Annotated in this window: 21 protein-coding genes and 1 pseudogene; 7 read left to right on the top strand and 15 right to left on the bottom strand. The window is 53.2% G+C overall.

Annotated elements, in window-relative coordinates; all coding sequences use genetic code 11:
• Positions 1–81: 81 nt before the first annotated feature.
• The 4 genes from AC3DKE_RS06880 to sdhC are packed head-to-tail and all read right to left on the bottom strand — an operon-like array spanning position 82 to position 3,335.
• Positions 82–789, bottom strand: a complete 708-nt coding sequence (locus AC3DKE_RS06880) for a succinate dehydrogenase iron-sulfur subunit (protein ID WP_340676473.1) — start codon at positions 787–789, stop codon at positions 82–84.
• 14 nt (positions 790–803) lie between these two features.
• Positions 804–2,576: a succinate dehydrogenase flavoprotein subunit gene (gene sdhA, locus AC3DKE_RS06875; protein WP_379069758.1), complete on the bottom strand. Its 1,773-nt coding sequence runs from the start codon at positions 2,574–2,576 to the stop codon at positions 804–806.
• A 4-nt stretch (positions 2,577–2,580) separates the two neighbouring features.
• Entirely contained in the window at positions 2,581–2,946 is a 366-nt protein-coding gene (gene sdhD, locus AC3DKE_RS06870) for a succinate dehydrogenase, hydrophobic membrane anchor protein (RefSeq protein WP_340676471.1), read from the bottom strand.
• Complete coding sequence (sdhC, locus tag AC3DKE_RS06865) at positions 2,946–3,335, bottom strand: succinate dehydrogenase, cytochrome b556 subunit (RefSeq protein WP_340676470.1); 390 nt, start codon at positions 3,333–3,335, stop codon at positions 2,946–2,948. Before sdhC ends, sdhD begins: the two co-directional genes overlap by 1 nt.
• Positions 3,336–3,742: 407 nt before the next feature.
• On the opposite strand from sdhC, the gene gltA reads away from it, so the two are divergent.
• Positions 3,743–5,020 carry a citrate synthase gene (gene gltA, locus AC3DKE_RS06860; protein ID WP_340676469.1) on the top strand — a complete coding sequence of 426 codons (1,278 nt, stop codon included), beginning with the start codon at positions 3,743–3,745 and terminating at the stop codon, positions 5,018–5,020.
• Positions 5,021–5,113: 93 nt separating this feature from the next.
• On the opposite strand, the gene AC3DKE_RS06855 is transcribed toward gltA, so the two are convergent.
• Positions 5,114–5,344: a (2Fe-2S)-binding protein gene (locus AC3DKE_RS06855; RefSeq protein WP_340676468.1), complete on the bottom strand. Its 231-nt coding sequence runs from the start codon at positions 5,342–5,344 to the stop codon at positions 5,114–5,116.
• A 126-nt stretch (positions 5,345–5,470) separates the two neighbouring features.
• Between AC3DKE_RS06855 and AC3DKE_RS06850 the strand changes: the two genes are divergently transcribed.
• Both AC3DKE_RS06850 and bamJ read left to right on the top strand, forming a co-directional pair.
• Positions 5,471–6,352 carry an NAD(P)-dependent oxidoreductase gene (locus tag AC3DKE_RS06850; RefSeq protein WP_340676507.1) on the top strand — a complete coding sequence of 294 codons (882 nt, stop codon included), beginning with the start codon at positions 5,471–5,473 and terminating at the stop codon, positions 6,350–6,352.
• Between the two features lie 69 nt (positions 6,353–6,421).
• Positions 6,422–7,132: a BamJ family beta-barrel-assembly machinery protein gene (gene bamJ, locus AC3DKE_RS06845; protein ID WP_340676467.1), complete on the top strand. Its 711-nt coding sequence runs from the start codon at positions 6,422–6,424 to the stop codon at positions 7,130–7,132.
• 124 nt (positions 7,133–7,256) lie between these two features.
• Here the strand turns inward: bamJ and AC3DKE_RS06840 are convergent.
• A pseudogene (locus AC3DKE_RS06840) lies at positions 7,257–8,528 on the bottom strand (acetyl-CoA C-acetyltransferase); the annotation flags it as partial.
• A gap of 219 nt (positions 8,529–8,747) precedes the next feature.
• Here AC3DKE_RS06840 and AC3DKE_RS06835 point away from each other — a divergent pair.
• The gene (locus AC3DKE_RS06835) at positions 8,748–10,154 is read left to right on the top strand and encodes a 3-oxoacyl-ACP reductase (protein WP_340676466.1); all 1,407 of its coding nucleotides are present in this window, start codon (positions 8,748–8,750) and stop codon (positions 10,152–10,154) included.
• Positions 10,155–10,165: 11 nt separating this feature from the next.
• Positions 10,166–11,275 carry a MaoC family dehydratase gene (locus AC3DKE_RS06830; RefSeq protein ID WP_487990265.1) on the top strand — a complete coding sequence of 370 codons (1,110 nt, stop codon included), beginning with the start codon at positions 10,166–10,168 and terminating at the stop codon, positions 11,273–11,275.
• Here the strand turns inward: AC3DKE_RS06830 and AC3DKE_RS06825 are convergent.
• On the bottom strand, positions 11,265–12,062 hold the full coding sequence (locus AC3DKE_RS06825; protein ID WP_487990263.1) for an ATP-binding cassette domain-containing protein: 798 nt from the start codon (positions 12,060–12,062) through the stop codon (positions 11,265–11,267). The two genes, AC3DKE_RS06830 and AC3DKE_RS06825, sit on opposite strands and share 11 nt — an antisense overlap.
• Positions 12,059–13,012 (bottom strand): FecCD family ABC transporter permease, encoded by a 954-nt coding sequence (locus tag AC3DKE_RS06820; RefSeq protein ID WP_340676463.1) that lies wholly within the window; start codon positions 13,010–13,012, stop codon positions 12,059–12,061. The genes AC3DKE_RS06825 and AC3DKE_RS06820 overlap by 4 nt, the downstream gene beginning before the upstream one ends.
• Positions 13,013–13,170: 158 nt before the next feature.
• Here AC3DKE_RS06820 and AC3DKE_RS06815 point away from each other — a divergent pair, with 158 nt between their 5' ends.
• Positions 13,171–14,364, top strand: coding sequence for a patatin-like phospholipase family protein (locus AC3DKE_RS06815; RefSeq protein WP_340676462.1), 1,194 nt, complete (start codon positions 13,171–13,173; stop codon positions 14,362–14,364).
• A 70-nt stretch (positions 14,365–14,434) separates the two neighbouring features.
• Here the strand turns inward: AC3DKE_RS06815 and AC3DKE_RS06810 are convergent, their stop codons facing one another.
• A complete protein-coding gene (locus AC3DKE_RS06810; RefSeq protein WP_379069771.1) occupies positions 14,435–15,334 on the bottom strand; it encodes an acyl-CoA thioesterase in 900 nt (299 codons plus the stop codon).
• A 150-nt stretch (positions 15,335–15,484) separates the two neighbouring features.
• Between AC3DKE_RS06810 and plsB the strand changes: the two genes are divergently transcribed.
• The gene (gene plsB, locus AC3DKE_RS06805) at positions 15,485–18,028 is read left to right on the top strand and encodes a glycerol-3-phosphate 1-O-acyltransferase PlsB (RefSeq protein WP_487990262.1); all 2,544 of its coding nucleotides are present in this window, start codon (positions 15,485–15,487) and stop codon (positions 18,026–18,028) included.
• Positions 18,029–18,115: 87 nt separating this feature from the next.
• On the opposite strand, the gene AC3DKE_RS06800 is transcribed toward plsB, so the two are convergent.
• The 6 genes from AC3DKE_RS06800 to hemH form a co-directional block, all read right to left on the bottom strand.
• Positions 18,116–19,006, bottom strand: coding sequence for a class I SAM-dependent methyltransferase (locus tag AC3DKE_RS06800; protein WP_340676459.1), 891 nt, complete (start codon positions 19,004–19,006; stop codon positions 18,116–18,118).
• Entirely contained in the window at positions 19,003–19,830 is an 828-nt protein-coding gene (locus AC3DKE_RS06795) for an undecaprenyl-diphosphate phosphatase (RefSeq protein ID WP_487990260.1), read from the bottom strand. The genes AC3DKE_RS06800 and AC3DKE_RS06795 overlap by 4 nt, the downstream gene beginning before the upstream one ends.
• Before the next feature lie 8 nt (positions 19,831–19,838).
• Positions 19,839–20,285, bottom strand: a complete 447-nt coding sequence (locus AC3DKE_RS06790; protein ID WP_340676457.1) for an acyl-CoA thioesterase — start codon at positions 20,283–20,285, stop codon at positions 19,839–19,841.
• Complete coding sequence (gene tsaB, locus AC3DKE_RS06785; RefSeq protein WP_340676456.1) at positions 20,282–20,980, bottom strand: tRNA (adenosine(37)-N6)-threonylcarbamoyltransferase complex dimerization subunit type 1 TsaB; 699 nt, start codon at positions 20,978–20,980, stop codon at positions 20,282–20,284. The genes AC3DKE_RS06790 and tsaB overlap by 4 nt, the downstream gene beginning before the upstream one ends.
• Positions 20,977–22,911 (bottom strand): DNA repair helicase YoaA, encoded by a 1,935-nt coding sequence (yoaA, locus tag AC3DKE_RS06780; protein ID WP_487990259.1) that lies wholly within the window; start codon positions 22,909–22,911, stop codon positions 20,977–20,979. Before yoaA ends, tsaB begins: the two co-directional genes overlap by 4 nt.
• Before the next feature lie 73 nt (positions 22,912–22,984).
• On the bottom strand, positions 22,985–24,007 hold a 1,023-nt coding region (hemH, locus tag AC3DKE_RS06775; RefSeq protein WP_487990258.1), incomplete at its 5' end, for a ferrochelatase.

Below are 24,007 nucleotides of genomic sequence, written 5' to 3'. Positions count from 1 at the left end.
GCGAGCGCGACTCATTAAAATAAAAAAAAGGCTCTGCCGAGGGTATCGACAGAGCCTTTTTAGAACCACCAACTGTTGGCTTTATGAGCCTTCGGTTAGCAGCATATTGCGGATATGACCAATAGCTTTAGTAGGGTTCAGTCCTTTAGGACAAACACTGACACAGTTCATGATGCCGCGGCAGCGGAATAAGGAGAACGGGTCATCAAGCTTAGCTAAACGCTCAGCTGTTGCGTTATCGCGGCTATCGGCCAAGAAGCGCCATGCCTGCAATAAAGCCGATGGACCGAGGAACTTCTCAGGATTCCACCAGAACGATGGGCAGCTGGTTGTACAGCAAGCGCACAGAATGCATTCGTACAGACCATCGATCTTGGCACGATCTTCCGGCGATTGCAGACGCTCAATCGCCGGCTCTGGCGTGTCATTAATAATGAATGGCTGCACTTTGTCGTACTGGTTATAGAACATGGTCATATCAACGACCAAATCACGAATAACCGGCAGGCCTGGCAAAGGCTTAACAATCAGATGATTGCCGCCTTTAGTGGCTTGCGAAATTGGCACGATGCAGGCCAAACCATTTTTACCGTTCATGCTGAGGCCGTCGGAGCCACACACACCTTCACGGCAGGAGCGACGATACACCAAGGTATCGTCTTGCTCTTTAACCAAGTTCAACACGTCCAACACCATCAAATCACGACCTTGCGTGTCGATTTGATAGTCCTTCATATATGGTTCGCGATCCGTTTCCGGGTTATAGCGATAGATGCTGACTTTAAGCATGATGCACCCCTGAATTAGTATGTACGAGCTTTGGGCTGGAAGGTTTTCACCTGCTTCGGCGCGAAGTTCACCGCACGCTTGCTCACCGTTTTAGTTTCGGTATTGAACAAGGAGTGCACTAGCCAGTTTTCATCATCACGCTCTGGGTAATCTTCACGGCTATGAGCACCGCGTGACTCCGTACGATTTTGTGCTGACAAAGCAGTAGCTTGCGCAGTTTCTAGCAGGTTATCGAGTTCCAGCGCTTCAACACGGGCAGTGTTGAAAGCATTGCTCTTATCGCCCAAATGCGCTTTCGCAATACGTTCGCGCAGTGCAGCAACCGCGGCCACACCTGTATCCATATCATCGCCACGACGGAAAATACCGAAGGCCGATTGCATGGTTTTTTGCAGCTCTTTGCGCAATGCAGGCACTGATTCGCCGCTAACTGAGCTATCCCAACGCGCCATACGAGATTGCGCACGCTCAATATCGGACTCGCTAGGCTGACGCTGATCAATACCTTGACGCAATGCATCTTCGATATGCAGGCCAGCAGCGCGACCAAACACCACCAAATCGAGTAGCGAGTTGCCGCCGAGACGGTTGGCGCCGTGTACCGATACGCAGGCAATTTCGCCGACAGCGTAGAGGCCGGGAATGATCGAGTCTTTGCCGGAAGCATCTGTGCTCAACGCCTGGCCATGCACATTGGTCGGAATACCGCCCATCATGTAATGGCAGGTTGGAATCACAGGGATTGGTTCTTTCACTGGATCGACGTGTGCGAAGGTTTGTGCCAACTCGCAGATGCCTGGTAGACGGCTATGCAGCACGTCTTTGCCCAAGTGATCGAGTTTCAGGTAGAGATATTCACCGTCTGGGCCAGCACCGCGACCTTCACGAATTTCCAAGGCCATGGAACGAGCAACAACGTCGCGCGAGGCCAAGTCTTTAGCGTTCGGCGCATAACGCTCCATGAAGCGCTCGCCATCTTTATTGAGCAAGTAACCGCCCTCACCGCGACAACCTTCGGTCACCAGCGTACCGGCGCCAGCGATGCCGGTTGGGTGGAACTGCCACATTTCCATGTCTTGCAATGGAATGCCGGCACGCGCCGCCATGCCAACGCCGTCGCCGGTGTTGATGTGGGCGTTAGTGGTCGATGAGTAGATACGGCCCGCACCACCAGTAGCGAACACGGTAGCTTTCGACTTGAAGAACACAGTCTCACCAGTGGCGATGTCCATGGCGATAACGCCGCAGACCGCACCATCTTGGTTACGCACGATGTCTAGCGCCAACCATTCAATGTAGAACGTGGTTTTATGCTTTAAATTTTGCTGATACAGCGTGTGCAACAGCGCATGGCCGGTACGGTCGGCAGCGGCGCAAGTACGCGCGGCCTGACCACCTTCGCCAAAGTTTTTCGACTGACCGCCGAATGGGCGCTGATAAATACGGCCTTCTTCGGTACGCGAAAATGGCAGACCCATGTGTTCAAGCTCAAACACGGCTTGTGGGCCAACCGAACACATGTACTCGATAGAGTCTTGGTCACCAATAAAGTCGGCACCTTTAACGGTGTCGTACATATGCCAGCGCCAGTCGTCATTAGGATCGGATGAAGCGATAGCACAAGTGATACCACCCTGCGCCGATACCGTGTGCGAACGCGTTGGGAATACTTTCGAAATCAAGGCAGTTTTGAAGCCCGATTGTGCTAATTGCAGTGACGCACGCATACCGGCACCGCCGCCGCCTACGATCACTGCATCAAAATTTACTGTACGCATCTTTGTCATGATCTTAGCTGCCCCAAATGATCTGAATGCCCCACACGATGACCACAAACAATGCGATCGCCATGGCCATTTGCACTAATAAGCGCAGTACATCGGCTTTCGGACCCATCTGCATCGATGTTAGGTAATCGGTGGTGACTGTCCACATGCCAATCCATGCGTGGCCTACAAACGACAGTAGTGCCAGCAAAGTGAAAATACGCATAGGCGTGGTGGTCATAAAGCTATGCCAGGTTTCATAGTCAAGGCCTGGGTGAGCAATGATCCAACCAAATAGCCAAATGGTGTAGACCGCTAAGATTACAGCACTGACACGCTGGGCGATCCAATCGGACAGACCCGAACGAGAGAAGCTTGTTGCACTTTTCATTAGAACATCACCCATACAAAGACGGCGGCGATGGCAAATGCCGAGGCCACTAATGTAGAAGTAGCGAAGGCACGACCGCCCTCCAGCGTCTCAGCAAAACCCCAGTCCATAATCAAATGCTTGATACCAGCGAGCAAGTGATAGACCAAACCAGCCAGAGAAACAAAGAGCACAGCTTTAGCGGCAACACCGCTGAGCAATTCTTTGGTCGAGGCAAAGCTTTCTGGCGAGGCCAGCGAGCAACTCAGTAGCGCAAGTAAGCCCGGCACCACAAAAAACAGCAAAATGCCTGACAGGCGATGAAGGATAGAAGCGATTGCCACTGGCGATTTAAGATTAACTTCAATGACAGTAGCCAACGATAGATTGACCGGTCTGTTGCTTTTCACAGAGAGCGTCCTGTTGGTCGGGCCCTAAGGGGCGTGGCTGATGTTTGTAATGTCCTCTAGCATAAGTACTTGAAAAACAAGATTTTTAGCTTATTTTTTGAGCGCTTAGCAGATTGGCGAGAAAGTATAATCCCGCACAGAACGTAATACAAACTAGTAAAAACGCATTTTTATAGACGAAAGTCGGGCATTTGCACCGATTGACTCCAACTTCAGTCGAATTGGTTGACAAGATAGCGGCTAATTTATTGACAATTTTGTCTCGTGATTTAAGCTAACAGCGCAACCCGCAAAGAGCTGCTCCCACGCTGTCCCCATTCTTGATGCTTGCGCCCTGAGCGTTAGTTTAATTTGATGACGCTGGTGCAGTCCTCGCTGAGCGCTGAACCCCTCTTCAGGAGACCGTGATGACGGCCAAAACCGCGACGTTAACCATTGGTGATGACACCATCAACCTACCTATCTCATCAGGCACATTAGGCCCAGATGTTGTTGATGTTAAAGATATTTTAGCCAAAGGCTACTTCACCTACGATCCAGGCTTCATGGCAACTTCAGCCTGTGAATCAAAGATCACGTTTATTGATGGCGATAAAGGTATTTTGTTGCATCGCGGTTACCCAATCAATCAACTCGCTGAGCAAGCTGAATACCTAGAAGTTTGCTATTTGCTGCTCAATGGCGAACTGCCTAATGCCGAGCAAAAAGCAGAATTCACGCAACTTGTCACTAATCACACCATGGTGAACGAGCAACTGCGCAAATTTTTTGAAGGTTTCCGTCGAGATGCACATCCGATGGCAATAATGTGTGGCGTGGTGGGTGCGTTATCAGCCTTCTACCACGATGGCTTGGACGTTAATGATCCAAAACATCGCGAAATCACGGCTATTCGATTAATCGCGAAAATCCCAACAATCGCTGCGATGAGCTACAAGTATTCGTCTGGTCAGCCGTTCATGTACCCGCGCAACGACCTGAACTATGCCGAAAACTTCCTGCATATGATGTTCGCCGTACCAGCTGATGAAGGCTATAAGGTCAATCCAGTGTTGGCGAAAGCCATGGATCGTATCTTTACTTTGCATGCTGACCATGAACAAAACGCGTCGACATCAACAGTGCGTATGGCTGGCTCCACAGGCGCCAATCCTTACGCCTGTATCGCTGCTGGCATCGCCGCACTTTGGGGCCCAGCACACGGCGGCGCCAACGAAGCCGTACTGAAAATGCTCGATGAAATTGGCAGCGTTGAAAACGTCGCTGACTTCATGGAAAAAGTGAAAACCAAAGAAGTGAAACTGATGGGCTTTGGTCACCGCGTCTACAAAAACTTTGACCCACGCGCCAAAGTCATGAAGCAGACCTGTGACGAAGTGCTAGCCGCTCTTAATATCGATGACCCGCAACTGGCATTGGCCATGGAGCTTGAGCGCATTGCCTTAAGCGATCCATACTTTATTGAGCGCAAGCTGTACCCGAACGTTGACTTCTACTCGGGCATCATCTTGAAAGCCATTGGCATTCCTACCTCAATGTTCACAGTGATCTTCGCCCTAGCGCGTACCGTCGGCTGGATTTCACATTGGCTGGAAATGCACAGTGCGCCGTATAAAATTGGCCGCCCTCGCCAACTTTATACGGGTCACACACAGCGTGACTTTACACCGGTCGATAAACGCTAAGTTTACCGACACAAAAAAGCCGCGAAATTCGCGGCTTTTTTGTGTCTACTAATTTAGCTTCCAAAACAAAGGCTGAATCAGTAAGTATTATTCTTAACGCGCCATCGCTGCAGGCTGCCATTGCCCAACGGTAATCGTGGCGGCAGTAGCACCAGCTTCAGAGACACAGGCACTGGCAAACACATCTTCAGCATGCTCACGGCAAGCGCCGCAGCACGTTGATACGCCCGTGCGTTGCTGCAAGGCATCAAAGGTATCTACCCCATCACGCGCGGCTTGAGTAATAGCGCGATCGGTAACTCCGTGGCATAGGCAAACATACATGGGCGGCGCCCTCGGTACATGTCGATGTACTAAGTATAAATAAGATAGATTCGTATTTGCAAGTACTACTTACTTTCGCCTCCGCATTCGCCCTGCTAGTCTCATCGCCAGTTTACTTTTGGAGACATCTTTATGGCCGCACTCGCCTTTATCGGCCTAGGTGTCATGGGCTACCCCATGGCTGGGCATTTACAGCGCGCCGGACATCAAGTAACTGTATGGAACCGTAGCGAAGCAAAAGCCATCGCCTGGCAAGAGCAATATCATGGCCAGCGCGCCAGTAGCGCCAGAGAAGCTGCGGCTGCGGCCGATATAGTGCTCACCTGTGTGGGTCGCGATGAAGACATTGCAGAAGTCGTGCGCGGCTCAGATGGCATAGCTGCTGGTCTAAAGCCGGGCGGCCTCATAATTGATCACTCCACCGTGTCGGCGGCAATCACCCGCACACTCGCAGCGGAAGTTAGCGAGCACGGCATTGACTGGGTCGATGCCCCTGTTTCGGGCGGCCAACAAGGCGCAGAAAACGGCCAACTGAGCATCTTCTGCGGCGGCAGCGAGGCGGCAGTTGCCCGCGCGCACGACGTGCTCGCTACCTATGCTAAAGCCCAAGCGCATATTGGCGGCTGCGGCCAAGGCCAATTAGCCAAGATGGTCAACCAAATCTGCGTAGCAGGCGTCATTGAAGGCTTGGCTGAAGGCATGCACTTCGCGCAACAAGCTGGCCTTGATGTGGCTAAAGTCATGCCCTTAATCGGCCAAGGTGCAGGATCATCATGGCAGCTGCTGAATCGCTACCAGACCATGCTCAACGATAAATATGAGCACGGCTTTGCAGTTGATTGGATGCGCAAAGATTTGGCTATTGTTTTGGCCGAGGCTCGCGCCTTAGGCCTGCAACTGCCAGCAACCGAAATGATTGATGATTTCTATGCCGATGTACAAAGTCTTGGTGGCGGGCGCTGGGACACTTCCAGCTTATTGCGCCGCTTACAAGAAAAATCCCGATGAAACGATGACAAACGCAGACCAATGCGCTTCAATCGCTCCACCACTTACCCCAAGAACAAAGGACACAATATGATTCGTTCTTCTAAGCTAGTACCCAAGCTGGCGATTACATTTGGTGCCGCTGCACTACTAGCTGCTTGCAACCCTTTCGGTAGCAGCACGCCAGAAACCGAAACTGAAAAATTCAGCTACTCCGTTGGCGTCGACATCGGCAAGTCTTTGGAAACTATCCGCGATGACCTCGATATGGCCGCGCTAACCCAAGGCCTTGATGATGTAATGGCGAAAAACGAATTGGCCATGGATGACGCAACTCGCCGCGAAATCCAAACCACCGTGGCGCAAAAGCTGCGTGAAAAGCACATGAAAAAGCAGGAAGAAGAAGCTAAATCGGCCGTTGCTGGTGGCGCAAAATTCTTAGCTGAGAATGGCAAAAAAGAAGGCGTGACAACAACTGCTAGCGGCTTGCAATACCGCGTGTTGACTGCCGGCACAGGCGCTAAGCCAACCGCTGAAGACACTGTCACCGTGCATTACAAAGGCACGCTGCTCAATGGCGAAACTTTCGACAGCTCATATGACCGCAAAGAGCCAGCAACATTCCAGCTCAACCAAGTTATTCCTGGTTGGACTGAAGGCGTGCAGCTAATGACTGTTGGCAGCAAATACGAGTTTGTTATCCCCGCCGCTCTTGCCTATGGCGAGCAAGGCGCTGGTGGCAAAATCGGCCCTAACCAAGTGCTGAAATTTGACGTCGAACTTTTAGACATCAAGAAATAAGTTCTTGCTGATGTAAAAAAGCCCAGTCTTGACTGGGCTTTTTTATGCCTGCTCATCTTGCGAAAAGCAGTTTTTAATCGCGGCATGGCAAGCATCTGAAACAGCTCACCATGCCTATCGATGCTTAGCGCTCGATAATAGCAACAACACCTTGACCGCCAGCGGCACAGATCGAGACCAAACCTCGGCCCTTACCTTTTTCGCTGAGGATTTTCGCCAGTGTGCCAACGATACGACCACCCGTAGCAGCAAATGGGTGACCCGCGGCCAATGACGAGCCATTGACGTTGAGCTTGCTGCGGTCGATTGAACCTAAAGGTGCATCTAAACCTAAGCGCTCTTTGCAGAACTTGGGGTCTTCCCATGAAGCCAATGTAGCTAACACTTGCGATGCAAATGCTTCATGAATTTCATAGAAATCAAAATCTTGCAGCGTTAAACCACGACGAGCCAACATACGTGGCACGGCATAGGCAGGCGCCATCAGCAAGCCTTCTTTCTTGTTCACAAAGTCGACCGAAGCCACTTCGCCATCAACTAAATAAGCCAAAATAGGCAGATTGTGTTCTTTTGCCCAAGCTTCGCTGGCCAGCAAAACTACTGACGCACCATCGGTCAATGGTGTTGAGTTAGCCGCTGTCATGGTGCCGGTTTCACGATCACCAAAGCATGGTTTCAGTGTCGCCAGCTTTTCGATATTGGAATCTGGGCGCAGGTTTTGGTCGCGCTTGAGGCCAAGGTATGGCGTCACTAGATCGTCGAAGAAACCGCGCTCATAAGCAGCGGCAAGCTTGTGGTGACTGCTAACGGCCAGCTCATCTTGCGCGGCACGTGGCACGTTCCATTCTGCTGCCGTGATGGCCGCGTGATCACCCATGGCCAAACCAGTACGTGGCTCGCCGTTACGTGGCAGATCAGGAATCAAATGCTTGGGGCGAATTTTCGACAATGTTTTCAGCTTGGCACCGGTGGTTTTGCCACGGTTTACTTCCAGCAAAATGCTGCGCAGGCCTTCGCTTAGCGCAATTGGCGCATCCGATGTGGTGTCAACGCCGCCGGCGATGCCAGATTCGATTTGGCCAACAGCAATTTTGTTAGCAACCAAAATCGCAGCTTCCAAGCCAGTACCGCAGGCTTGTTGAATGTCGTATGCGGTTGTTTCTGGCGCAAGCTTAGTGCTCAGCACGCATTCGCGAGTTAAGTTGAAGTCACGGCTATGTTTGAGCACGGCACCGGCAACGACTTCGCCAATGCGCAGACCGTCGAGGTTGCAGCGACTAACTAGGCCATCAAGAGCGGCAGTTAGCATGTCTTGATTGGAAGCTGTGGCGTAGACACTATTGGAACGAGCAAAAGGGATGCGGTTGGCGCCAACGATGGCGACCTTACGTAATGTGGTCATGTTGAGACTCCTGTGGAAAACCCCGACACGCTAGCACAAAAGCCGGACAAGCTATTGACCGAAATACACCATCTAGTAGAGAAGCGGGCAAATACAGCGGCCTCGAGATTTGGTAGTCTGCGTCCACACTAATTATTGCGCCTGCCGTTTCACCGCATATTGCGCCAAACAGCACGCCACTCTCCGCCACATTTATCGATGAGGAATCCCATCATGAGCGATCGTTATATTGATTTTGTGAACTCCCCTTTTGGCCAATTAGTGGCTAAAAACCTTGGCCTACCAAACCCAATGCCGCTGGATCGTTTTGATGCCAACGCGCCAGTGGTAAAAGGCACGGTATTGTTGGGTGCTGCAAATGGCGGCGACTTGACTGATGCGATTGCTAAAGTACTAAGCAATATCAACGCAGAAACTCTCGCCTTTTCCGATAGCGGTGTGCAAGAAGCCGCTGCCAGCGTTGGCCTTAATGCTCAAGCCTATGCGCCAAGCGCCGAAGACACGCAGAAATTTAAAGCCTTGGTGTTTGATGCTTCAGGTATTAAAACTAGCGCTGAACTAAAAGCACTGCACAGCTTCTTCGGCCCAGTCATTCGCAAAATGAGCGGCTCAGGTCGCATCATTGTTATCGGCCGCACACCTGAATTGCTCGACGACGCCAAATACACCACGGCTCAGCGCGCACTCGAAGGCTTCACGCGCGCCATCGGCAAAGAAGTGAAAAAAGGCTGCACCGCACAGTTGGTCTATGTTGCACCAGGTGCCGATGCCAACTTGGAATCGACACTGCGCTTCTTTATCTCGCCAAAATCAGCTTATGTTTCTGGCCAAGTGGTGCGCGTGCAAGCCACTGCCATCGTCGGTGAAACACCAAACTGGGCACAACCACTGAGCGGCAAAGTAGCTTTGGTCACTGGCGCTTCACGCGGCATTGGTGAAGCCATTGCGCAAACTTTGGCGCGCGACGGTGCACACGTTATTTGCCTCGATGTGCCACAGCAAGAAGCCGACTTGCAGCGTGTAGCCGCTAGCATCAATGGTTCCGTACTCGCGCTGGACATCACTGCTGCTGATGCGCCGAAAGCTATCGCTGCGCATTGCAAAAAAGCCCACAAAGGCTTGGACATCATCGTGCATAACGCCGGTGTCACTCGTGACAAAACTTTGGCCAATATGAAAGATCAGCTCTGGAATATGGTCATCGACATCAACTTATCGTCGGAAGAACGCATCAACGACGAATTGATTGCGAAGAAAATCTTGCGCGCCAATGGCCGTGTCATTTGCGTGTCATCGATTTCCGGCATCGCCGGCAATATGGGTCAGAGCAACTACGCAACGTCGAAAGCCGGCGTGATTGGCATGGTTAACAGCATGCAACCGCTGCTGGAAAGCAAAGGCGTGACCATCAATGCCGTGGCTCCAGGCTTTATTGAAACGCAAATGACTGCGGCTATTCCATTCGCCATCCGCGAAGCTGGTCGTCGCATGAACTCGATGTCGCAAGGCGGTCTGCCAGTCGACGTTGCTGAAGCCATTGCATGGTATGCCAGCCCCGCCTCAAACGGCGTCAACGGCAATATCGTCCGCGTTTGCGGCCAAAGCCTGATCGGCGCTTAAGGGTTAGAGTCATGTCTGCTATTGAAATGAAGGATGCGCCTAGCGCCTTAGGTTTTTACGCCAAGGCCGTGCTCAACGGCTTTAGCGCTAAAGGCGATGCACTGCCAACGCTCACCGTGAGTCAGCGCGATGTGCGCATCGACCGTGCGCATTTGACCGAATACAACCGTGTCTGCGGTTTCGCGGTACGCGACACCCTGCCATCGACCTATTTGCATGTGCTCACGTTCGACCTGCAAATGCGCGTGATGACCGACAAGGCCTTCCCATTTGCACTGCTTGGCCTCGTGCACATCAGCAATGACATCACTCAGCTGCGCCCTGTGCGCGCCGATGAAGTGCTGCGCTTCACCACAACAGCCACCAACTTGCAGCCGCATGACAAAGGCGTGACCTTTGACCTGCTTAGCAAAGCTTTTGTTGGCGATGAGCATGTCTGGACTGGCGTTAGCACTTATTTACGCCGCCAAGCAGTGGCCAAAGACTCAGGCAGCACGAAGCGTCCAAGCACGGCGGAAGCTCGCGCCTTAGTGAAAGCGAAAAAAGTCGGTTCGGCGAATGCCTATTGGCAAGTTCCAGCCGATATTGGCCGTCGTTATGGCGCTATCTCGGGCGATCGCAACCCCATCCACCTGTATGCGGTAACCGCTAAGTTACTGGGCTTCCCGCAAGCTATTGCGCATGGCATGTGGACAAAAGCAGCAGCTTTGGCGGCGATGGAGTCGATTTTACCCAAAGCTTATACGGTGAGCGTGCAGTTTAAGCTGCCCGTGTTATTGCCGGCGAAAGTCGCATTTAGCAATGAGCTCGGTGCAACGAAAACTTCGTTTACGGTGGCGGATGCGCGTAAAGGCAAGCCACACTTGGCCGGCACGATTACTGATTTAGCACCAGCTAAAGCTCAGCCTAAGGCTGCGCCGGCAGTGAAAGCAGCTCCTAAGGCAGCTGTTAAAGCTGAGGCAAAACCTGAAGTAAAAGCGGCACCGAAGACTGCGGCTAAGCCAAAGCCACCAGCTAAAGCGGCTCCAGCTGCAAAGCCTGCGGCTACGACTAAACCAAAGCCTGCCAGCAAAGCTGCTGTGAAACCAGCCATTAAGCCAAAGGCAAAACCTAAGGCTTAAGCGGTACCAACCAGCCGTGTGCATACTCGGGGTGGCTCAAGCGCGTTAAACGCAGCGCGAAAGCCGCCTCGAGCGCCGCCACATAGCCATCAGCGCTAACTTCTCCTGCCCATAGCACCTCGCCCTGCCCCATCACTAACGCATGCGTGGCGAAAGCGAACGGCGCATTCATATCATGCACGCTCGCCAATACCGTGGCGCCACTCGCGGTCATCTGCGCACAGGCGTGAAATACCGTTTGCTGATGTGGCCAATCTAAGGCCGCCAAAGGCTCATCGAGCAGCCACAGACGCGGCTCACTTGGCTCAGCCAAAGCCAACTGCAAGGCCGAGCGCGCTAGCATCACGCGCTGCTGCTCACCACCCGATAATGTTGGCCAGCGCCGCTCTAATAGCTGCGTAATATCCCAGGTTTGCACAATGTCATCGAGGCAATGCGCCAAGCGCGGATGCGAGCCGCCCCAAGGGTAAGCCGCCATTTGCACAATTGCCGCCACCGACAGCGCTGCCATCAAGCCATGATGCTGCGGCAAAACACTACGTTGCTGCGCCCAGCGCCGATTATTCCAACTTGGCAAGGGCTGGCCATGCCACTCAGCACAGACATTGGCCGCGCCCTGCTCACTGTCTATGCCGCTAATATGGCGCAATAACGTCGACTTGCCGGCACCATTGGGGCCTAAAATCGCCCAGCATTGCTGTGGCAAAAAGCTCAGTTCCGGCAGCGCTAGCACCGGCGTGTTATTGGCGGCAAAAAGCGTTTGCTGCGATAGCTTCAGGCCGCTCATCGCTGCCACCGCTGACGCAAAATAATCAGGAAGAATGGTGCGCCAAAGAGCGCAGTTAGTATGCCGACGGGCAACTCCAGCGGCGCCATCAAGGTGCGCGCCAAGGTGTCGGCGAAGATCGCCAGTGCACCGCCCACGAGCAAGGTTGCTGGCATCAGCTGGCGATGCATGGAACCAACAAGACGACTGGCAATATGCGGTGCCATCAAGCCGATAAAGGCAATGCTGCCAGTTTGCGCCACGGCCATCGCTACCACGGCGGCGCTCGCCCAAATGACTTGGCGACGAAAGCGCCGCACATTCAAACCTAAATGCCCAGCCTCGCGCTCGCCCAAGAGCCAAATATCGAAGCTGGTGCAGCGCTTTATCCCCCAACCGAGAAGCACCAGCAAGAGCACCGCATTGGCCGCTAGCCATGGCCATTCGGCATTGGCAAAGCTGCCCATAAGCCAAAAACTACCAGCTCGAAGGCCGCTGTCGGGAGCCAAAATTAGCAGCAGCTGAGTGGCAGCTGAGAGCACGGCATTGAGTGCGATACCAACCAATAGCAAAGCTTCCGCTTGTAACTGATAGCGCCGAGCCATCGCTAACACCGTTAATAGCGACAATGCAGCGCCTACGCAGGCGGCAAATGGCAAAACCAAGGCATAGGTCGTGCCTAGCAATAAGCTCAGAACGGCGGCCAAGCTCGCGCCGGCACTAACGCCGAGTAAGCCAGGCTCAACCAAGGCATGGCGAAAGAGTGTTTGCAGCCATAAGCCTGCCACCGCCAAACCAGCGCCGGCCATAAACGCCAAGAGCACCCGAGGAAAACGTAGCTGCCAAAAAATCTCGGCACCTAAATCGCCATTGGGCAAATCGTATGCCAAGGCCATTGCCAATAAGGCCGCAACAGCACTTGCTAGCGCGAACTTGCCTAATGGCGAAGAATAAGACAGAGAAAATGCCATGGGCTAGTGAGTCAAACCGCAAAAAAGAAGACGACAAGCATAGGGTGTGAGTAACAAACGGTCTACTCTCGTGCTACACAGTTTGCCTAGAGAAAATATTGCCTCGGCCGATCTCTAAGTAGAGAGTAGAAAAAGCTACATGACCCGCGGAGGGCATCATGGATAAGTCGAACACTACAAGCAAAAACACCGCATTAGTACTTTCTGGCGGCGGTGCGCGAGCGGCTTACCAAGTCGGTGCTCTACAAGCTATTGCCGAGATGATGCCTGATCATTGCGGCAGTCCCTTCCCAATTATTTGCGGCACTTCTGCTGGCGCGCTCAACGCCACGAGCTTAGCCATGCACGCCGCCTGCTTCCAAGAAGGTGTAAATGCGCTACGCGAAGTCTGGGCCGGCTTTCACAGCGCTCAGGTCTATCGCACCGACTGGCCGGGTGTGCTCGGCGGCGCCTTTCGCTGGCTCTGCAACTTAGCATTTGGTTGGTTTAACCGCGGCACGCCAGTCTCACTGCTCGACAATTCACCTTTGCGCCATCTGCTCAGCGAAGCCATAGACCTCAGTCGCCTACCCGCCGCCATCCAAGCAGGTCACTTAAGGGCGCTCTGCATTACTGCCTGTAGCTACACACGCGGCGATTCAGTGAGCTTTTTCCAAGGTGCCAGTGATTTAGATAACTGGTCGCGTGCTCGGCGGCGCGGCGTGCGCTGCGACCTAAGCATTGAGCATTTAATGGCCTCAAGCTCGATTCCCATGCTATTTCCTGCGGTAAAACTCGATCAGGAATACTACGGCGATGGCGCATTACGTCAACTCGCGCCCATCAGTCCCGCGCTGCACTTAGGCGCAGATAAAATTTTGGTGATTGGTTCTGGAATGCAAAGCCCTGAGCCAAAACGCTTTAAGCGCAGTGGCTATCCTAGCCTCGCTGAGATCATCGGGCACATCATGAGCAGCTCGTTTACCGATAGCTTAGAGATGGATATTGAGCGCTTACATCGTATCAATAACACCGTAAAACAGCTGCCCGCCGAAGCCACCACCAGCTTACGGCCAGTGGATTATTTGGTGTTAAGCCCTGAGCTTGCCAGTATCGAAGAGCTCGCCAGCCAATACGCCAGTTCATTGCCACCGGCTATTCGCAGCTTTGTGCGCGGCGCGGGTGTGACTAAGCGCGGCGGCTCCAACGTGTTGAGTTATCTACTTTTTGAAACCGACTACACGCAGGCGTTAATGGCCTTGGGCTACCGCGAAACGCGGGCGCGTGAAGTCGAGCTGCGTGAGTTTCTACGCCCTGCCGATGCACCACCAAGCAACGTCTACAACTTACGTCGCGATAGCCAGCGCAATTGAAAAAGCGGGTCTTACTTGGCTTGCCCGCGCAGTCGAATGAAGCCGTTGCTTTCGTGGCGGGCTAAGCACATTAGGCAATTGGTGGTGAACTCTCCGCATTTTTCGGCCTAGGCGCGCGGCGGCGTTGTAGGCCTTCTTGCGCCGTTGAGGCTACCAAGCGGCCATCGCGGGTGTAAATCAAACCACGATTCATGCCCTTGGCTGCAGAGGCTGATGGCGCATCCATATGGTAATAAAGCCATTCATCCATGCGCGCTTCACGGTGAAACCACATGGCGTGATCGATGCTTGCGCATTGCATGTCTGGCTGCATGAAATGCGCGCCATGCGGCAACATAGCTGTGCCCATCAAGGCAAAGTCTGATGAAAATGCCAACATGCATTGGTGCAGAAATGGGTCGTCGGGTAAGGTCATTTGCGCCTTCATCCAATGCCCGCGCATTGGCTCTTTTGGCTGTGCATCAAACGGGTTAACAGGATCAATTGGGCGCAACTCAATCGGGCGCTCCAGTTCTAACCACGCGCGATGCTTTTCCGGCACATAGGGCGCAATCATGCGGCGCAGATCAAGCTCGCTAGTAAAGGCCTCAGGCCCTTCGACATCGGGCATAGGGAATTGATGATCAAAACCAGCCTCTTCGGTGGCAAACGAGGCCATCATGGTGAAAATAATTTCACCAAACTGAATGGCCTTCACCGTGCGTGTGGTGAAGCTACGGCCATCACGCACACGTTCAACTGAGTAGACGATGGGTGACTTAGGGTTGCCGGGGCGGAGAAAGTAAGCGTGCAGCGAGTGCGCCAACAGGTTGTTTTCCACCGTGCGGCCAGCAGCCATTAGCGCCTGACCTAAGACTTGGCCGCCAAAGACATTGTGGCCAAAGTAGTCGTGACTGCGGCCACGAAACAGGTTCACTTCTAAGTTTTCTAAGTCCAGCAGCGATAACAACTCTTCCATTACAACAGACATTGCTTACTCCTTCGGTCGGTTCCACGCCACAATTTCGACAAAATGATAATTGCCGTGCGTGCGTTTGTTCGGCTTTTGTTACACTCAGGCTCGATTTTAACGCGTCACTGCTTTATTTAGACGCTAGCTTTTGTACAGGATGCCTGCATTATGCTGAGATTTCTCGGTCTAGATCGCCTATTACGACTTATTACCCGCAGCTTGATGTACCTCTGGGTGCGCGTGCAAGTCTCGCCAAATGATCTCGCGCTTTTAGGTATCGACCCTAATCGTCCCATTTGCTATGTCTTGCAAAACCGTCTGCTCTCGAGCGTGCTGGTTTTAGAAGCAGAGATGAGTCATCTCGGCATGCCTCGGCCATTGAGCTCGATGCGGCGCTTTGGCTTACGCGAAAAGCACTCATTGATTTGCCTAACGCAAGAGCATCGCAACCCGCTGGCAAAACCTCGTCACGCGCATTCACCACGCCTAGTGTCATTGATGGACGCGGTCTTTGAAGACCCAACGCTCGATGTGCAATTAGTGCCAGTGACTATTTTGTGGGGCCGCTCGCCCGACAAAGAAAGCTCGTGGCTAAAAATTCTCTTTGCTGATTCATGGGCAACGCCATCGGCATTGAAGCAGTTCATCACCATCATCTTGCATGGTCGCCAAACCATTTTGCGCATGAACCCACCCATTTCTCTGCGCCAACTCTGCGACGACACGCAAAGTAGCGAGCGCAGCCTGCGCAAAGTATCGCGCGTGTTACGTGTGCATTTCCGTCGCCAGCGCACTGCTGCCATTGGCCCGGACATGTCGCACCGCCGCACCATGCGTAGCGACATTATCGGCTCCGATGTTGTGCAAGCAGCCATTGCCAAAGAAATGGAAACTCACGATGTCACTCGTGATGTTGCTGAAGCGCGGGCTCGTATTTACGTCAACGAGATTGCCTCGGACTACTCATATCCAGTGATTCGCTTCTTTGAGAAGTTTTTAAACTGGCTGTGGACGCGCTTGTATAACGGCGTCACGGTGAACAACTTCGAAGTTATCGAAAAACATGTCGCCGATCACGAGATTATCTATGTGCCCTGCCATCGCAGCCACATCGATTATCTGCTGCTGTCCTATGCCATTTTCACGCGTGGCTATATGGTGCCGCACATCGCCGCTGGCGCGAACTTAAACATGCCGGTGGTGGGCAGCTTGCTACGCCGCGCTGGCGCATTCTTTTTACGCCGCACATTCAAAGATAACTTTCTTTATGGCGCGGTGTTTAACGAATACCTGCACCAAATTTTAAGCCACGGCTATCCCATGGAGTATTTCGTTGAAGGCGGCCGTAGCCGCACGGGACGCCTGCTGCCGGCGAAACTTGGCATGGTCAATATGACCTTGCGCAGCTATCTGCGTGACCACAAGCGCCCGCTAGTGTTTATTCCTGCCTATATTGGCTATGAAAAACTTATGGAAGGTGGCACCTATATTGGTGAGATGCAGGGCCGTCCAAAAGAGAAAGAAAATCTATTCTCTTTAGTGATGTCTATTCGCAAGCTAAAAAAAGTCTTTGGCCGGGTGCATTTAAGCTTTGGCGCACCGATCTACCTAGACCAGCATCTCGACACACATATGCCAAACTGGCGCGCTGATGGCCCTGCTGCTGCCGATTCAGCAGCCTTTATACCAACGTCTATGGCGCTTGGTCTTGAGATCAGCACCGGCATTAACGCCAGTGCCGTGGTCAACCCCATCAACTTATTAAGCTTGGTGCTGTTATCGACGCCGAAACACGCCATCGATGAAGATCAGCTCGCCGAACAAGTCGCGCTGTATAAGTCCCTGCTTGCTGCCGTGCCTTACACCGAGCGTGTCACCCTCACCGAGCTCGATGGCCCGGCCATGGTGGCATACGGTGAAGAGCTGAAAATCCTACAGCGACGTAAGCATCCACTCGGCGACTTGCTTTATCTGCACGAAGAAGAAGCCGTGCTGATGACGTACTTCCGCAACAACACGTTGCATTTGTTCGCCCTGCCCTCATTGATCGCAGTGCTACTTCTGCAATGTGGCGACATCTCTGACGAGGAGCTGCTACGCCGCGTGAAGTCGGTCTATCCTTTCTTAAAATCTGAGCTGTTTTTACGCTGGAATGAAGACGAATTGGCCGACGTTGTGGCGCAATACATCGACGCAATGATTGACTTAAAACTAGTCAATCGCACGCGCTCTGGCTGCCTAGCACCACCAAAAGTCAGCAGCGAAGAATATGCTCGCTTGCATATTTTGAGCCGTGGCCTGCGCCAGACTCTGGTGCGTTACCACATGACGGTGACGATTTTGAACCAGCGCGGCACCGGTAAGCTAACGCAGCAACAGCTAGAAGAGCTTTGCCATTTACTTGCTCAGCGCCTGTCATTTGTGCGTGAGTTCAGTGCCCCTGAGTTCTTCGATAAAGGCTTGTTTAAGGGCTTTTTAGACACACTGAAAGCATTAGGCTTCATTCAAGTCTGTGGTCAAGGCACGATAGTGTTCGATAAGCGCCTTGGTGGCCTTGCGCAAGAAGCCTTGGAGGTACTGCCTAGCGGCATTCGCCAAGCCATTTTGCAGGTGACGTTGATTACCGACGAGGAAGTGAATATTGCTTTAGACGCACTTGAGGCCAGCAAAGAGCGTAAGAAACAACGCGCCGCGGCAAAAGCCAACTCATAATGGTCTGGTGCTGAAAATCTCTTAGAGTTGCATATCCATGGAACTAGCCCCGCCCGCGGGGCTTTTTTCTACCCACATGAAACTGGCTTAGCTTAACGCTCTTGGCGTATAGAGATCGAAACGGCTGCTTTGGCCGAGCATACGTTGGTGCGGTTCATCACCATTGAGATCGGGTGCAATGCGCGGACGCTTAACCACCACACGCTTGGTCGCCACAGCTCGCGCCAATGCCAGCAAAGCATCGGCATCTTCGTCACTACCAACCACATGGCGAAATGCCCACATGTCCTTTTTCACCTTCGCGGACTTTTCGCGATGCGGAAACATCGGATCTAAATACACTACTTCGGGGCGCGCCTCTGGTGGCAGTAGCAACTTAGCGCGCAACACACTCTGCGCATCATCGGCGTGCAATATTAAGCGCTCAGCCGTGCCTGCTAACTGAGCACTTTGCTGAGCGCGGCGCAGGCCATCGGCTAATAAGGCATGCACCAAGGGCACACGCTCAACCATTTCTACTTGCGCGCCAAGTGAAGCCAATATCCAGCTATCGCGACCAAGGCCTGCAGTAGCATCAAGCACACGAGGTGTGGCGCCCTTACGCAGGCCACAGGCGCGAGCAACGGCCTCACCGGCACCATGACCATTGGCAATGCGTCGCTGCAAGCTTGCATCGGCAAAATCAACGCGCACAGGCCCAGGTAAAGGTTTTTCTAGCGTTTGTAGTGCTAGGCCGTGCTCATCATAAATAAGCACAGACTCGGCGCTATCTGTGTGATCGGCTTGAGAGTTGCCATCATTTGCTTCAGTAATGCGCGTTTGCAGTCCGGCAAATAATTGTCGGCGATGCTGATTTTGCTCGCGCCCTGCCAACGGCTGCTCAGGCCATCCAGCCACGAATATCGCACCCAGCCTTTGTGCTTGCTCTTGTGCAAGCTCGGCATGAGCCTGCGTTAAGCAATACAGCGCCAGACTCATGACAGCCAGTTAATCCAGCCCGCCCAAGCGCTGATAAAGATGAATAGGCCAAAGCCGATGCGATACCAAGCAAACACCGTAAAGCCATGCGTGGAGACAAAGGCGACCAGGGCTTTCACCACCCAAGCGGCGACGAGGAATGCAGAAATAAAGCCAATGGCGAAGACAGGAAGATCGGCCAAGATAAATTCGTGACGGTGTTTAAAGACTGAATATACCGTGGCGCCAATCATGGTTGGTACGGCTAAAAAGAATGAGAACTCAGTAGCTGTTTTACGTGACAAGCCCACCAGCAAGCCGCCAATGATGGTCGCGCCCGAACGCGAGGTGCCGGGAACCATCGCTAAGCATTGAGCAAAGCCAACCTTAAGCGCGTCTTGCCAGCGCATATCATCGACATCATGCACGCGCACAATATGCTCACGGCGCTCAGCCCAGAGGATGACGACGCCACCTAAGATCAGCATAAAAGCGACTACGAAAGGACTAAATAAATAGTCGCGAATCACGCCAATTGCAAAGAAGCCAATAACTGCCGCCGGCAAAAAGCCCACTAAAATATTCACCACAAAGCGTGTAGACACTGGCTCTTTACTGAAGAAGCCACGAGTCACTCGGTTTAAGCGCTCGCGATAGTCCCAGCACACGGCCAAAATAGCGCCAAGCTGAATTGAAATTTCAAACACTACGCGTTTATCGTGAGTCCAGAAGTTCATCAGCTCGCCGGCAAGGATTAAATGCCCCGTGCTGGAGATCGGTAAAAATTCGGTAAGACCTTCGACAATGCCCATGAGTAGAGCTTGAAAATACAGTAGATAGTCCATCAAAAATCCTATGGTGCGGTGCTAATGGCGGCGGCCGAGTAGGCCTGATAAAAAGCGCTTGGCATGCGGCGAATACGGCCTTGGGCAATATCGACACAAACGAAATGGGTGCTGCCACGGAATACCGTTTGGCCATCGCTGAGACGAATAAATTGATAACAGCGATGCGTGGAAAGTTTATCAACCTCGGTCAGCCATGTGGCTAATATCAGCTCGTCATCGAGGTGTGTGGGCAATAAATAGGACAGTTCGTGCTTGCGTACGACCATGCCGTGGCCGGAGGCTTCATATTCGTCTGGGCCTAGGCCTAATGCACTCGAGTGCGACCACGCCACATCCTCAAGCCATTGTAAGTACACAACATTATTGGTGTGGCGCATGACATCGATATGTTCAGGCAACACACGCACGGTGACGGTATGCGGTTGCAGATGATCGAAGCTAGGGCTGCTCATAGGCCGCGACCGGGCAATTTTCGCCAGACATTATCGCGTAAATACACGGGCAAGGCCTGCTCAGGCGCCAGTGCTGGTTTATCGACTAGATACTCAGCCGCTAGGCCGGCAACATCGACGGCGCTAGGCGCTAGATCTGGCCATTGCTGACTGACAGGCATTTGCGCCGATAACACCTCGCCATAGCTGCTCCAGCCGCTGCCGACACCAACGCGCTCTATGTTGCTGGTAAGCCACTCAGCAGGTAGCGCATCGGGCTTGCACACCACTACCGGCGCTGTTGGCTGCATCCAACCATCGACGCAATGAAACACGCCAGCGTAAATCTCGCCCATGCGGGCATCGAAGCAGGCCATGACATCGCTAACGCCATGTTCGCGCCAGGCCGCTTGCGCCAAGGTTTGTAAGCTGCAAATGCAGACCATGCCAAGGTCTGCGCCAAACGCTAAGCCCTGCGCCACGGAAGCGCCAATGCGCACGCCAGTAAAGGCGCCGGGGCCGTTAGCGTAGGCAATGGCATCGAGTGATTTTAGCGCCCAGCCAGACTCGCTGAGCAGCTCATCGACCATCGGCAAGATGAGCTGTGTTTGCTCACGCGGGGCAAATTGATGGCGAAAAATCATCTCGCCAGACTCAGTCGATAGCAATGCGGCCGAACAGTATTCGGTGGTGGTTTCTAAGGCCAGCAACTTCATGTGTGCGCAGGCTCCAAGGCATTAATAAACTCAAAAAACTCGGTCACAACAGCAATTTCTCGGGTGCGACGCATGGGCGGCAAGCTTTGCAAAAACAACTGACCATAGGGCTTACCGACTAAACGCGGGTCGCAGACCATGAGCACGCCAGTATCGAGCACATCACGAATCAAACGCCCTGCGCCCTGCTTCATGCTGATAATCGCCGATGGCAGCTGATAGGCCATAAATGGATTCTGGCCACGCGATTTATAGGCATCAAGGCGAGCTGACATCACCGGATCACCCGGTGAGGCGAACGGCAGTTTATCAATAATAACCAGCGATAGCGCCTGACCGCGCACATCAACGCCTTCCCAAAATGCACCCGTGGCCAATAAAACGCACTGCTCAGTGCTGGCAAAGCGGCGCAATAGTTCGGCTTTCGGCTGCGTGCCCTGAACCAAGAAAGTAAAGTCGAGCTGCTTTGGCAGCCATTCGGCAGCTTCACGCAGCGCTCTATGCGAGGTGAAAAGAAAAAATGCGCGGCCCTGACTGGCATTTAGCACTGGCACTGCAGCTCTCAAAACAGCATTGGTGTAATCCATCGCGCCAGTGTCAGGTAAGCCGCGCGGCACATAAAACAAGGCCTGCTGCTCATAGGCGAAGGGGCTAGGTAGCTGAATCGCCTCAATATCATCGCTCAAGCCTAGCTGCTGGCGAATATGACGAAAATCTTCGCGCACGGCCAAAGTTGCCGAGGTAAATATCCACGCCATCGGGTCTTGATCAATCAGCGCGCGAAATGGCTGCGAGACTTCTAGCGGCGTCCATTGCAGCACAAAGCCTTTGCGGAAGGTCTCGAACCAATGCACTTGGTTGTCTGGCGTGTCGCCGGTGAGCTCTTCAAAGGCCTTGCCTAGCTCTTCGGCACGGCGGTGGCAGCTATCCAAACCCTTGCTACGATCTTTCAGCGCCGCTAAGGCATCGAGTAAGGCGCCTAAGCTTAAGTTCACCGCCGCAATAGCGGCCGGCATCTCTGGCTGCTCAATGACCTCGGCCCACACGCCCTTGCGCGAGTCTTCACCCAGCTGCAGACGAAAATGCGCTAATCGCGTCTCGATGACCGACACCAAATCATTAGCGCCACGTAAATCACCGCCAGCCGCCAAGATTTCGCGCAAGGTGTCGGCCAGCAAATCGTTAATTTGCCGCGACGATAGGCTCTGGCCAAAGAACATCGCCGCCGTTTCCGGCAACTGATGCGCCTCATCAAAAATCACCGCATCTACCGCCGGCAATAGCTCACCAAAGCCGCGATCTTTCAGGGCTTTATCGGCAAAAAATAAATGGTGATTGACCACGATGATGTCGGCCTCGGCCGCCTGCTCACGCGCCTTCATCAGCGGGCAATCATCGATTTTTGGACACTCTTGGCCCAGACAGTTATCCGCCGTACTCGTCACCAATGGCCAGACGCTAGAGTCTTCAGCAATGTCGATAAGTTCAGCAATATCGCCCATTTGCGTCTTGCCTGCCCACGCCGCCACACGCTGCAAATCGTGCACGACCTGTTTGCTCTCTAACTCGCCATCGCTCAAATGCTGCTCTAAGCGGTAGGGGCAAAGATAGTTGCTACGGCCTTTTAGCAGCGCGGTGCGAATAGGCTTGCCCAGTAGTGTGCGCACTTGCGGTAAATCGCGATGAAAAAGCTGATCTTGCAGGTTGCGCGTGCCGGTGGAGACCAAGGTTTTTTGCCCAGAAAGCATCGCCGGCACTAAATATGCAAAGGTCTTACCGGTACCCGTGCCGGCCTCAACCAAGAGCTGCGACTTCGCTTTCAGTGTCTTTTCTACGGCCAGAGCCATCGCCACCTGCGGCGCACGCGGCTGATAGCCAGGTACTTTTTCAGCAAAAGGCCCATCAGCACCGAGTGCATGGCTAACACTCATGGTCGTCATTGCGTTACCTGCATGGCGCAGCTCCTGTGGCTTAGTGACGTGCGCGTCATGCTGGTTTTAAGCATTAGGTCGCGCGTGAACTAAGTAAAGCAGCTGGAATAGCACTCTGCTCACTTTCTATCGCTGCCAAGCGCGGCGCCAACAACGCCTGCATCATGTCGATGTGCAGCTCATTGGCGTTTAGCGCATCAATATAGGCGTAGCGACCACCGCCCGCCTGCTGGAAAAACTCCCGATTTTCTACGGCGATCTCTTCCAAAGTTTCTAAGCAATCGGCCGAGAATGCAGGGCAAATGACATCAACAGAGGCCAGCGATTGCTCGCCCCAGGCCTTGAGCGTGGCATCGGTGTAAGGCTTTACCCATTCCTGCAAGCCAAAGCGCGACTGAAAGCTCACACACCATTGCTCATCGCTTAAGCCCAATTCACGCACCACAGCAGCTGCGGTTGCACGGCAATGCTCGGGATATGGATCGCCTTTGTCGGCATAGGGCTGAGGAATGCCATGGAAGGAAAACAGCAGCTTTTCGGCTTGACCATTTACTGCCCAATGCGCTTTGATCGACTCAGCCAGCGCGTGAATATAGTGCGGATGAGCATGATAATCGCGGATGATTTGCAGCGATGGCAGTCGCCGCTGCTGCGGAATCCAGCGCGCAATTTGGTCGTATAGCGGCGCTGTAGAGGTTGCTGAATATTGTGGAAATAATGGCAGCACCACCCATTGATCAATGCCCTGCTGATGGCAATGCGCCATGGCATCACGCAATGATGGCTCGCCATAGCTCATGGCTGGCAACACCTGCACATCGAGAGCGGGAAATGCAGCAGACACACGCGCCTGAACTGCCGCAACTTGCGCCAACAGCGTCTCGCGCATCGGCGACTCATGCGTCCAAATACTGGCATAAGCCTTGGCCACGCGCTTTGGCCGTGATGGCAAAATAAGCAGGCGTAGAATAAAAAACCAAATTAGCCGAGGCACTTCAATCACGCGACTATCACTTAAAAATTCGCGTAAATAGCTGCGTACAGCGGCCGGCGTTGGCGCTGTTGGCGTGCCGAGGTTAGCCAAAATAACCGCTAC

It is taken from the genome of Paraperlucidibaca sp., assembly GCF_982810325.1.
This window is presented reverse-complemented; position numbering and strand designations above follow the sequence as displayed.